This window comes from Mycoplasma sp. 480 (genome assembly GCF_051353065.1).
Classification (GTDB): Bacteria; Bacillota_I; Bacilli_A; order Mycoplasmatales; family Metamycoplasmataceae; genus Mesomycoplasma_A.
Window position 1 is genome coordinate 631,629 of record NZ_CP195722.1, and the last position, 12,091, is coordinate 643,719.

Here is a 12,091-nt window from a genome sequence, read left to right on the forward strand (position 1 = left end):
TATTATTTTTCTAAAAATAATTTGATTTTTTCTACTAAAAATTCTTTATTAAATCCATTTAACTCATAAACAAATTGTCCTGGTGCTGAGTGTCCAAAGTCTTTTGCTAAATGAGCATCAAATTTAGAATATTTAGAAAGTTTGTATCATAAATGATCGTTAGAAGCTTCGATTGCAAATAATGGTTGTTTAGCAAGTTCTAACTGACTTATAAGTTTTTCATCATCGAGCAATAATTGCAAGGATGGAACAGAAATTACACTTGCTTTAATATTAATTTTTTTCAATTCATTAGCTACTTGCTCAGCTAAACTCACCTCTGAACCAGAAGCAAGAAGTGTAATATTTGCACTTTCTTGTTTATCAATGAAATAAGCTGCTTTAAATTCATTTTTTTGTAAATTAAATGATTTCACTTCTTGGCGACATGTAATTATAGCACAAGGTGTTTTTTTGCTATTTAATGCATATTTAAAAGAATTTAGCATTTCATTTTCATCTGCTGGTCTAAATACTAAATAATTAGGTATAGAACGGAGCATCCCAATTTGTTCAACCGGTTGATGAGTTGGACCATCTCCTCCTACTTGATAAGAATCGTGACTAAATACAGAAATAGAAGGGATTTCCATTAGTGCACCTAATCTAAGAGCTGGTTTTGCATAGTCTGCAAAAACTAAGAAAGTTGAACCAAAAGTAGTGTATCCTGAGTGTAAATTTATTCCGTTGTTGATAGCAGTCATTGCAAATTCTCTAATTCCATATTTGATATTTCTATTAGAATCAAAACCTGCTTTAGTAGCACTTCTAAGGTCTGCAGAACCACCCATAAAATCTTCATAATTTCCATCTAAATATTGCATTATTTCAGCAACATAATTTCTTGTAGCAACATTAGTTTGTTTAAATTTAAAATCTTTAAAATCAAAGGATTTTTCCCTTTTAATTAACGCTTCAAGTTCTCTTCCTAATTTTGGATATCTTGTTTTTAATTTTTCAAAATTATTAACTCATCTTGTGTAAGCTGTTGATTTGGAAATAATCATTTGTCTTCCAAATTCATAAGCTTGCTCATTGTATTCAAAAGGTTTAGTTTCTTTTAAACCAAGTCTTTTTTTGTAACTAACAGTTGCTTCTGGACTTAAAATTCCATTGTGTCCTTTTGGAGAGTTTGCAACATCTGTTCCATAAGCGATTGTGGTAGGAACTTGAATATAAGTAGGTTTTACTGTGTCTTTAATTCTTTCTAATGCTTTTTGAATTTCAACTGGATCATTATCTCTTAAAATAATAACATTGAAATTTTGAGATTTGAAAAATAGTTCAAAATTTATGTTATTTACTTCAGAAGATGCTGAATCAATTTGCATATTGTTATAATCGTGAATGATTACAAGTTTAGATAGTTTATTTGTACCAGCAAATTGGATTGCTTCTAAAGCTACTCCTTCTTGTAAATCCCCATCTCCACAAACTACAAAAATGTTGTGGTTAAAAATATTTAAACGATCTTTATTAAATCTTTTTATTAAGTGTTTAGCACTTAGTGCCATTCCCGTTGCCATTGCAACACCTTGTCCTAATGGACCGGTAGAAGCATCGACAAATTCTAATTTATCAATTTCTGGATGTGAAGGAGTTTTAGAATTATATTCTTTATGTGCTTTAATATCATCAATGCTTAATAATCCAAGTAAATGGTAAATGGAATATAATCCCATTGAACCATGTCCTGCTGATAAAACTAAACGATCTCTATCGATTCATTTTGGATCAGAAGGACTAAATCTCATTACTTGTCCTACAAGTGCATAAAAGATTTCAGAAGCACCAAGAGCCATTCCAATATGCCCTTGTTTTGCATTATTTATTCCGTCAATAGCAACTGCACGCATTGTTGCAATAAATTCATTTGCAGTGTAGTCCAAATGTTTTTTACGCATTTTTTACTTCACCTTTATTTTTTTTGTCAAAAACAAATCTTTTAACAAGTCCATCAGTAACTAATGCTAAGTAAGTTGCAATGATTGTACCAAAAGCAACATATTTTCCTGCTTTAGGGATTAATCCTATAATTCCTGGAATGTAACCAATAAAGTAATCAGTATCTCCTCAGTTTAGTGAAATTAATGAATCTGCTTTTACTGAGTTAGATGCTTCAAGTAATTTTCCTAAAGCATTTGTGTTAGTTGGAGTTCAATTTCCAAGCACAAAGAATACAGGAATAAATGTAATAATTAATCCAACTACAAATGGACCAACTATTGCACCAATTATTCCACCTTTAACGTTTCCAAATACTCCAGAAGTTGCTCCTAAGAAGAAGTGAGGAACTAATCCTGGTAATACAACTGCAGGAATTAAACTTGCAGCTCCTAAACCAATAGTAATAGCCATTCCTACAAGTCCAGCAGCAAAAGAAGAAATAAATCCAATAATAACTGCATTAGGAGCATAAGGGAATACTACAGGACAGTCAACAGCTGCTTTAGAATTTTTAATTAATTTATCGCTAAATCCTTTATACATTGGCACTAATTCACCAATAAATAATCTAACACCAGCTAAAACAATTTCTACTCCAGCTGTGAATGTAAATGCTTGAACTATCATTGTGATAACTCAGTTTCCATCGCTTAAAACAGCTAAAGCTTCTTTATTTGTTATTTTTCCAAGTTCAAATAAAATTCCACCTGGTAAAAATGCTGCAAGATAGAAAATAAATACTGTAATTGAAATAGAAACTAGTGTGTTTCTAAAGAAATATAGTGATTGTGGAAATTTAATTTCTTCTGTTGAAAGAACTTTTCCTTTTTTAAGTTTATAAACTGCTTCACCGATTAATCCAGATAAAGCATAACCAAATCCACCAGTGTGTCCTAAAGCGATTTCATCACTCCCAACAATTTGTCTCATGTATCTTTGTTGAACTGCTGGTGAAATAACCATATAAACTGCTAAAAGAGCAGCTCCTGCAAACATTGCTAAAACAAAGTCTGCAACACTATTTTGAAAATCAAAACCGATTACATACATTACTGCTGCTAACATTAAGGAAGTATAGTATAAAACGTGTCCTGATAAATAAACATATTTAAATCTTGAAGTTAGTGCTAATAAAATGTTTAACAACATTGCAACTAACATTATAATTGAACCTAAAGTAGCAATTTCTGGTAATGCTTTTGCTAAAGCTCCAACAAAACCATCATTATTAGGTATAATACCATTTAAACTATAAACAGCTTGGAAAACTGGTTGGAACTTGTTTAGTGAACCAACAAGAACTCCAGCTCCACCACCCATAATTAAGAAACCTACAATAACTTTAAAAGTACTTACTACAACTTGTGAACCCTTTTTTCTTAAAACAAGGGCACCAATCATTGTAAAAATACCAACTAATAAAGCAGGCACTGCTACAAAGGCTTTTAAAAAATTAAGCATTCATAAAAGAAAAGCCATTTTAATTCCTTTCTAAAATTATATTTTTAATAATTCTTTTAATTTTTTTTCTAATTCATCTTTTGATAAAATGTTGGTTAAAACAACCATTTTTTCTTTTGGAAAATCCAATGTAGGAGCAACATCTGCACCAACAACTACATAATCAACACCATTTTTTGAAAATGATGAAATGTTAGTATGTTCAACAGATTCGTAATCTACTCCCAATTTATCTAAAACTGATTTGACATTCATTTCTAATAAAAGACTTGAACCTAAACCAGAACCACAAACACATCTAATGTTCATTATTTCACCTCGTATTTTTCTATTAAATCCAAAAACTCTTGCATATTTTTAACTTTTAAAACTTTTTGTTTAAATTCTTCATTCATAAAGTAATTTCCAAATTCTTGAATAAAACCAATGTGAGAAGTATTATCTGGTGCTGAAAGAGTTATAATAATTCTTGCACTTTTATCTTCTTGATTATTAAAAACTACTTCATCTTTTAAAATAAGTGTGGAAGTTGCAGCTTCTAAACAATGATCTCCTGCAGGTCCGTGGAGTAGTGCTATTCCTTTTTCTAAAACATAGTAAGCTCCGTATTGTGCAGTTGAATCTAAAATTTTTGTCTCTAATTCTCATGTAGCTTTATTTTCTTTTACAAGTAGTTCTACACCTTTGTGTACAACTTCCTTTCAATCATGACAATTTTCTTGTCATTCCATCATTTTTTTGTCAAATAACTTCATTTTTCTCCTTATTTTAATTTTTTAAGAAAGCTAATAATAAAAACAAAACAATTGCAAAAATAATTACTGTAATAAATGCTCCAAATATTATTCAACCACCTTTTGTAGAAGTTTTTGTTTCCACTTCTTTTGGAACAGGTAAACTTTTAATATAAAAGAATTTATTTGGGTTTTTAGCAATTAATAACGATTCTTTTTCTTTTTCTTGATAAAGTTCTTCAAGTTGTTCTAATGACAATTGTGATAAATATTTTTCATCTAGTGCATATTTATAAACTAAATGTTCAATTAACTCTTGTTTAGTTTTTTTATTCATTTTTTCCCCAATTTTTAAACTTAATAGTTAATTCTTGAATGATAGTAATATAAAAAGTTAAATATTTTTCTAAAAGTGAAAATCTTTTGTATTTTAAATAACTTAAAATTAAGTTTAGATTTTGATTATGATATTTTTCAATAATATAATTTTTCGTTTGTATATATGCTATTTTAGAAATTTTATAACTAAAAACAAATTCAAATACTAATAGTAAAATAAATAAAGATAATACACAAAGTGATCAAATTCATAAATCCATAGTAAGTAAAACTCAACCTGTACTAAATAATAAAATCATTAAATATTTAAAGATAAGAGTTATTTTTTCTGTATTTTTCTTTATATTTGAACAATAAAAATTAAAGTGAAGTAAATTAACAAGTGAAAAAATATTTGAACCTAAATTCTCTTTAGAGATAAAGAACAAGGATTTTTTTATATTAATTTGAGTTTTAAATCAACTAATATTTAAACTTAAATTAAATATTTTATTGAATTTAGTACTTAAATTTTTCTGAACAATTACTGTTGGTTTTTCTACCAAATTTAAACCAATTTTTTGATATTTTATTTTTAAGTTTATTTTATAAACAAAAACAATAAAAATTTGGATTATCAAAACACAAACTAAAAGAAAAATCCCTAAAATATTAAACTTCATTATTTAGAATCTTCCTTTTTAAATAAATTGTTTTTTAAAAATATTTCACTTACCTTTTGTGGATTCATTAAAGTTTGACTTTGAGTTTCTATTTCTTTATTTAATGAATAAATATCTATAAATCTGTATTTTGTTTTATTTTCAATTAAATCACTATTAAGATTTTCATCAACAAGAATTAAAATTTCATATTTATCTTTGAATCTTTTCTCAAGTCATCTTGATGACTCATTTAATCAATAGGTTTCTCAAAGATCTTTTTTAAATGATTTATTATTTTTTTGTAAAAAAACACCTTTTTCATCAATTAAAATTTTTTCATAGTTGTCAAGTGAAACACAATCAGAAATTAAATAAATTTTTTCTTTTGTAAGAACAACTCCACTAAAAAGCGAATAACCTTTTTTAGCAAAATTATTTTTTACAAGAATATTGCTTAAAGTTAATGAATCATTTAATGAATCAAAAATCAATAGTTTTTCAAGAGTTTTTTTAGATGTGTTTCCAATTTTAGAAGAATTGAAATTGCTTTTTTTACCTTTAATTTTCTCGTATAAACGTCAAATAATGACTACTAAAAGTATAAAACCAAGAAGCGAACCTAAAACAATTACTGCTATATTAAGAATCATATTTCTCTATTCATCATTTCATAAATTTATTAGCACTATCAAAATAATATATTATGGAACCACCAACAGCTACATCTATATTATTTTGATAAAATTCATCACTATTTGTCACTCTTAAGCCACCATCTGAATAAATTTCAATCGATTTATTTATTTGTTTAATTATATTAACTTTTGAAAATAATAAATTATTTAATTTTTGTCCAGTACCACCTATTTTATCAATAGTCATCAAAAGAATTTTTTTTGAATTTAATATTATATTTCTAAAGTCTTCTGGATTATTATTTGCTTCTAACATTATTCCAAAGCAAATATTTGGATAATTTTTAGTAGCATCTACAAAATCTTCAAGTGATATTTCATTTGCTGGCATAAAAATCGTTTTGAATCCTACTTCGATTAATTTTTCAATTAATCTTAAAGGTTTTTTCACCATTAAATGAGCATCAAAATTTATATGTTTGAATCTTTCGATTAAAAATTTTGCTTGTTCGAAAGAAAAACCAAAACTTGGAACATAAAAACTATCCATAAAATCAATATGAATATGAGTCATACCAGAATTTGAAAGTTCATCTAATATTTTAAGTGATTCAAAACTATTTATAGCACAAACACTTTGTGAATATTTCATAAAATCTCCTTTATATTATCCATAAATAATTTTATTATAAATGAAAGAAAAAAATAAATTTTTGAAAGTTTCTTTCATTTATTATTTAATATATTAAAATATTATTAATATGACTAACAATATTTTGACCAAAATTAACTCTTTAACTAACGTAGAATTAAAAATTCTTGAGTTTATAAATTTATTCCATGAAAAGGAATTTGACCTTACTCAGCAAGAATTATCACAGATAATTTATTGCTCCGAGGCTTCAATTTCACGATTTGCCAAGAAATATGGTTTTAACAATTATAGAGCACTAACTATTTTTATTAACAAAAGAATAAAAGAGTTAGATATTTTAGATATTTCTACAAAATTCTTAAAAACTGAAAAGAACTTTCTTAATATTTATAAGACTCAACAGTATGCAATTAATTCTGCTGTGCAAAAAGAAAATATCTATAAAATCAAACTTGCTACTAACTATTTAAATAAAGCAAAAAAGGTGCTATTATTTGGACTTGGTTCAAGTGGAAAAATTCTTTCTGAATTTTGTGCAAATCTAAAGAAAATAGGATTTGATGCAACTTTTGAACTGGATTTCCACACTATGTTTCCATTACTTGGAACTCTTGAAAAAGATGATGCAATCATCTGTTTGAGCAATAATTTTAGAAATAATGAAATTTATTTTGCTCTCAAGAAAGCAAAAGAATTTGGAGCAAAAACAATAGTAATTACTTCAAATATTGAAAAAATATTTTCTGAATTAATTGATATAAAAATAACTTATGCCAAAATCAATAATTTAGATAAATTAGTACCTATTGCTTCCAAAATTTCTCACCTTGTTATTTTAGATTACTTTTTTGATTACATCACTAATTCAAATCAGAAATACAAACAAAAATTAATAAACACTAACAATGTTTTAAATTCTTGACAAGATTTTTTAAAGAAAGAGAGATAAAAAAATGATTTTTGTTTATTTTTGAAACGCGATATACTTAAAAAGAAATGAAAAAGAGAGAAATAAAAATTTTTGAAGCTTTTGCTGGAATTGGTTCGCAAATTAAAGCACTAAACAATATTAAAAACAAAATGAATATAACTGTCAAATCAATGGGTTTAATTGAATGATTTATAGATTCAATAATTGCTTATGATTTAATAAATGAAAAGAAGGAAAGTCACACAAATAAAATTAATTTAGATAAAATTAAAGAAAATTTATCTAAATTAAAATTAAGTAATGAGGAAGTGTAATAAATTTTGTGTAAAAATTTCTCAATAGCAAATATTTAAATTAAAATATTTATAAGGAGAAATTTTTTTATGAATAAAAAATTAGAAACTGCAAAAGAGCTTTACGAAAAATATAAACCAAAAACAATCGAAGATGTTTATGAAATTGTAAAAAATAATACAAAAAATCTTCTTGAATCAATTCTTCAAGAAGAAATGAAAAAACATTTAGGTTATGATAAATATGAACATGAAAAAATTATTAAAGATAATTATAGAAATGGTTCGTATACTAAAAATGTTAAATTACAATTTGGAGATATGGAAATAGAAATTCCAAGAGATAGAAAATCTAATTTTGAACCGCAAATTGTTCCTAAATTTCAATATGATATTTCTCATATCGAAGGACAAATAATTAATTTATATGCAAAAGGAATTTCCACTAGAGATATCTCAAAAACATTAAATGAGTTATATGGAATTGAAGTGGAACCAAGTTTTATTAGTAGAGTAACTGATAAAATAATGCCACAAATTATAGAGTGACAAAATAGACCATTAGATAAAACTTATGGTATGGTTTTTATTGATGGAATACGTTTTAAAGTTAAAGAAGATAACAGATTAGTTGAAAAATCTGTGTATATTGTTATGGGTTATTCCTTGGATGGATATAAAGATGTTTTAGGTTTCTGAATAGGAGAATCAGAAAGTGCAAAATACTGAATGCAAGTCTTAAATGACATAAAATTACGGGGAGTTGAAGAAATTTATTTAATTTCCAGTGATAATTTAACAGGGATTTCAAATGCTATAAAAGCAGTTTTTCCTAAAACTCAAATTCAAAAATGCATAGTTCATCAAATTAGAAATTCTGTTAAATTTGTCAACTATAAAGACATTAAAGAATTTACTTCAGATATGAAAAATATTTATCAATCTAATAATATTGATGAAGCTTCTCGATTTCTTCAAATATTTGAAGACAAATGAGATAGTAAATATCATTATGCAATAAAAAGTTGGAGAAATAATTTCGATGAACTTTCTACTTTTTTCAATTTTCCAAAAGAAATTAGAAAACTAATTTATACAACAAATGTAATTGAAAATCTTAATAGAAATATTAGAAAAATTTCTAAAAATAAAACTTCCTTCCCTACCGAAGATTCGCTTATGAAAATAGTTTATTTTGCAATTCAGAATCAACTTGAAAAGTGAAAAACAATTACCTCAAATTGAGGGCAAATTTTAAATCAATTAAAAATAGTATTTGATAATGAGTAATTAAAAAATCATAAATGACTTACAAAAACAGGATTAAATTCCTGGTTTTTGTTTTGTCTATTTATGATTTTTTGTATAATTTTAATAGATTTGTGTTTTGCTATTCTCAAATCTCTTACTAAAAAGTAAGCAAGAGAAATTTACACAAAATATCTTACACTACCAGTAATGATAGTAAAAATTTGGTTTCTAACAGATTTTTTAATAAGAAATCCGATGAATATTTAATACAAATTTATCCATTTTTTGAAAAATTTATAAAAACTGCCGAGTGCTCTCTCTCTCTCTCTCTCTGAGGAGACTCCTTCATTTTATAATGATATAAAAGAAGTAAAAGTTATACCAAATGGTATAGATATTTTTACTTATTCTTTTCCTTGTCAAGATTTATCACAGCAAGGTAAACAAAAAGGAATAACAAAAGAAACAAGAAGTGGTTTATTACTTCAAATTCAAAGGTTATTAATTGCCAATAAAGATAGACTACCTAAAGTTTTGCTGCTTGAAAATGTAAAGAGCCCAGCAAGTAAAAAATTTAATGATGACTTCAATAAATGAATAGACTTTTTAAAAAGTCTTGGATATTTTTCTACTTGAAAAATTATCAATTCTTCAGATTTCAATTCAGTACAAAATAGAGAAAGAGTTTTTATGATTTCAACTTTAAATAAAAATGGTTTTGAATGACCAGAAATTATTAAAAATACAAAAAAACTCAACAAAATAATAAAAGAAGATACAGAACAAACACCTAAAGATAAATTACTTGAAGATAAATTAAAAAAGCTAAAAATAGATGAGTTTTATGTAACCAAAAATAATATTAAAAAAGCATTTATACATAATTATACAAATTTTAATTCTGAAAATTATATTTATGCTAATACTCATTTAGGTCCAACTTTAACTGCTTCAGGAGCAAATTCCAGAATAAAATTTTTCTTTGAAAATACAAAGAAAATAAGAGTAATAAATGGAGAAGAATCTTTATTATATATGGGTTTTAGTAAAGAAGATATAAAAAAGATTAAAGATTCTAATTTATTAAGCGAACAAAAAATGACATTTTTAGCAGGAAATTCAATTTCAGTTGAAGTGCTTGAAAAAATATTTGAAAAAATTGTTGAATTTATAAAGGAGAATTATGAATAACCCAAAATTAGTTTGAAATTCATTTGATGTTGAAACAAAAAATTATGATTCCAAAACCACTACAAGTGCAAGTTTTAAGGGGAAATTTTATTTCATTTATATGAAAGAATCACTTGTTATAGTTGATTATTTCTTCAAACTTGATGAATGTTTTATTGATTTAAAAACAACAGAAAGATGATTTAGGGATAAAATTGCAATGTTTAAAAAAAGAGATGAACTATTCAATTTACTTGGATTTACTCAAGAAAAAAGATTGAGTTTGAGTGATAGAAAATTAGTAAAATTAAATGAAAAAGAACTTTCTATTATAAATAATTTCTTAAAAGATAATTTTAGAAATGAAACAATTAAGAACATTATTACTCTAGTTAGAGGTTCTAATCCTGCCGGGGAATTATCTAAACCTGAAAATGCTCCTTTGATTTTGAGTAAGGAAAACGAAATTTTCAAGAGAAATTTTCATTTATTTTTCAAAAATTTTTCTACTAAACTTAACAATAATATTTCAAATTATGAAAAAATTTATTATCAAACAAGTCTTGAATATGATTATATTGAAGAGTTCAAAGCAAAAATTAACAATAAAAAAGAATCAACAAATATTTTTAAAAATATTTATGAATCAATAAAAATAATTAATTCAAATGATTCACCTGAAAAGAAAAAAATCTATTTAAATAATTTAAATTTAATTAGCAGACAAAAAGAAACACTTGAAAAAACAATTGAAAAAGAAAGAAGTAAAATAAATCAAGTAAATGTTTTTCCTTTTTCAAGAAGTGAACCAATTGAAAAAGCTCACATTTTTCCCGTTTATAAGATTAAAATGATGATTATAAATTACTGATATTCAAACTTTAATACAGAAAATAAAGATGATACAGAAATTAATAAATTATTAAATTTTATCTCTGATAAAGAAAATTATTTAAACCTTTCACCAACTTTACATAAAAAATTTGATGATAATAATTTCACTTTTAATTCTGAAAATGGAGAAATAGTCTTTTTAGATAAAGAAAATATGAATGATTATTGCAAAAATAATCCAGTTCTATGTAAAATAATTGAAAAAATTCCAGAGCAACAATTAACTGAAAAGCGAAAGAAGTTTTTAGATTATAGAAATCAACCATAATATTAAAATACTAAAAAACTCATTCAAACGAATGAGTTTTATTATTAATATTTTGGTTGATCGTATTTCTTTTTAAGTTTTAATAAGATAGGAACTAATAATGTTAATATTGTTGTATAAATTGGAATTGTAATTAAACCTTTTAAAATTATTGGAGTAAGATAGAAGTAGAAATATCCACTAATTTCTCTTCCTTTATTTGTTTTAACAGTGATAAAACGATTGTAATAATTAATAAAAGCAATCGGTCCTCAAAGTCAACGGAAAATGATTATTATAATGCAAATAGTTGCGAAAATAAAGGTTAAAAGGTAATAAATTTCTTTTTTAGTCTTAAAATATTTAAAAATAAAGAAACTAAAAACTGCAATACTTACTATTGAAAAAATAGAAATAAAAGTTAATACTATTTCTTTTGTAAAAAAACTTCTTCAGTCTTTATTAATATTTTCAATTCTAACATTTTTGGTAGTATTTAAAACTTCTAAAAAGTAAATTAAAAGCATTGTAACTATTACCAAAGCAAATGAAGTGATTATAACTATAAAACTTCATTTATTTTTTAATTGGTAAATATATAACAAAGATCAAGAAACTATAGCGATAAGTGGTGGTACAATTGCATATTCAATCATTCAAGTTGCTATACTTCCAACTATTAGCAAAGTAAAAGTATCTGCAATTATTGCAAGAAAAGCACCTTTAAAAGGTCCAAAAACTAAACCTAAAATAATACTAAAAGGTATTTCAAAACTAATGTTTAATTTACTTGTAAAAATCGTTAATCTTAAAATAGAAGTAATTATTAAATAAATAGCAATTAAAATTCC

14 protein-coding genes are annotated in these 12,091 nt (G+C 25.1%); 5 read left to right on the forward strand and 9 right to left on the reverse strand.

Going from position 1 to position 12,091, the window contains the following annotated elements; genetic code table 4:
* Positions 1-2: 2 nt before the first annotated feature.
* From ACR34G_RS02690 to ACR34G_RS02725, 8 genes are read right to left on the reverse strand one after another with little or no spacing between them, the layout of a single operon-like run.
* Positions 3-1,943 carry a transketolase-like TK C-terminal-containing protein gene (locus ACR34G_RS02690; protein ID WP_436358427.1) on the reverse strand — a complete coding sequence of 647 codons (1,941 nt, stop codon included), beginning with the start codon at positions 1,941-1,943 and terminating at the stop codon, positions 3-5.
* Positions 1,936-3,465, reverse strand: coding sequence for a PTS ascorbate transporter subunit IIC (locus ACR34G_RS02695; protein WP_436358428.1), 1,530 nt, complete (start codon positions 3,463-3,465; stop codon positions 1,936-1,938). The genes ACR34G_RS02690 and ACR34G_RS02695 overlap by 8 nt, the downstream gene beginning before the upstream one ends.
* Positions 3,466-3,483: 18 nt before the next feature.
* Positions 3,484-3,756 carry a PTS galactitol transporter subunit IIB gene (locus ACR34G_RS02700; RefSeq protein ID WP_436358429.1) on the reverse strand — a complete coding sequence of 91 codons (273 nt, stop codon included), beginning with the start codon at positions 3,754-3,756 and terminating at the stop codon, positions 3,484-3,486.
* Complete coding sequence (locus tag ACR34G_RS02705) at positions 3,756-4,202, reverse strand: PTS sugar transporter subunit IIA (protein WP_436358430.1); 447 nt, start codon at positions 4,200-4,202, stop codon at positions 3,756-3,758. Before ACR34G_RS02705 ends, ACR34G_RS02700 begins: the two co-directional genes overlap by 1 nt.
* A 13-nt stretch (positions 4,203-4,215) precedes the next feature.
* Complete coding sequence (locus ACR34G_RS02710) at positions 4,216-4,518, reverse strand: hypothetical protein (RefSeq protein WP_436358431.1); 303 nt, start codon at positions 4,516-4,518, stop codon at positions 4,216-4,218.
* Positions 4,511-5,182 (reverse strand): hypothetical protein, encoded by a 672-nt coding sequence (locus ACR34G_RS02715; RefSeq protein WP_436358432.1) that lies wholly within the window; start codon positions 5,180-5,182, stop codon positions 4,511-4,513. Before ACR34G_RS02715 ends, ACR34G_RS02710 begins: the two co-directional genes overlap by 8 nt.
* The gene (locus ACR34G_RS02720; RefSeq protein WP_436358433.1) at positions 5,182-5,814 is read right to left on the reverse strand and encodes a hypothetical protein; all 633 of its coding nucleotides are present in this window, start codon (positions 5,812-5,814) and stop codon (positions 5,182-5,184) included. The genes ACR34G_RS02715 and ACR34G_RS02720 overlap by 1 nt, the downstream gene beginning before the upstream one ends.
* Positions 5,804-6,451 carry a hypothetical protein gene (locus ACR34G_RS02725; RefSeq protein WP_436358434.1) on the reverse strand — a complete coding sequence of 216 codons (648 nt, stop codon included), beginning with the start codon at positions 6,449-6,451 and terminating at the stop codon, positions 5,804-5,806. Before ACR34G_RS02725 ends, ACR34G_RS02720 begins: the two co-directional genes overlap by 11 nt.
* A gap of 109 nt (positions 6,452-6,560) precedes the next feature.
* Here ACR34G_RS02725 and ACR34G_RS02730 point away from each other — a divergent pair, with 109 nt between their 5' ends.
* From ACR34G_RS02730 to ACR34G_RS02750, 5 genes are all read left to right on the forward strand, one after another.
* Positions 6,561-7,403, forward strand: a complete 843-nt coding sequence (locus ACR34G_RS02730) for a MurR/RpiR family transcriptional regulator (protein WP_436358435.1) — start codon at positions 6,561-6,563, stop codon at positions 7,401-7,403.
* Positions 7,404-7,450: 47 nt separating this feature from the next.
* On the forward strand, positions 7,451-7,699 hold the full coding sequence (locus ACR34G_RS02735) for a hypothetical protein (RefSeq protein ID WP_436358436.1): 249 nt from the start codon (positions 7,451-7,453) through the stop codon (positions 7,697-7,699).
* A gap of 69 nt (positions 7,700-7,768) precedes the next feature.
* Positions 7,769-8,968, forward strand: coding sequence for an IS256 family transposase (locus ACR34G_RS02740; protein ID WP_436358437.1), 1,200 nt, complete (start codon positions 7,769-7,771; stop codon positions 8,966-8,968).
* Positions 8,969-9,289: 321 nt separating this feature from the next.
* On the forward strand, positions 9,290-10,120 hold the full coding sequence (gene dcm / locus ACR34G_RS02745; protein WP_436359219.1) for a DNA (cytosine-5-)-methyltransferase: 831 nt from the start codon (positions 9,290-9,292) through the stop codon (positions 10,118-10,120).
* Positions 10,113-11,261 carry an MAG4270 family putative restriction endonuclease gene (locus ACR34G_RS02750; protein WP_436358438.1) on the forward strand — a complete coding sequence of 383 codons (1,149 nt, stop codon included), beginning with the start codon at positions 10,113-10,115 and terminating at the stop codon, positions 11,259-11,261. The genes dcm and ACR34G_RS02750 overlap by 8 nt, the downstream gene beginning before the upstream one ends.
* A gap of 44 nt (positions 11,262-11,305) precedes the next feature.
* Here the strand turns inward: ACR34G_RS02750 and ACR34G_RS02755 are convergent, their stop codons facing one another.
* Entirely contained in the window at positions 11,306-11,896 is a 591-nt protein-coding gene (locus ACR34G_RS02755; protein ID WP_436358439.1) for a hypothetical protein, read from the reverse strand.
* Positions 11,897-12,091 lie beyond the last annotated feature (195 nt).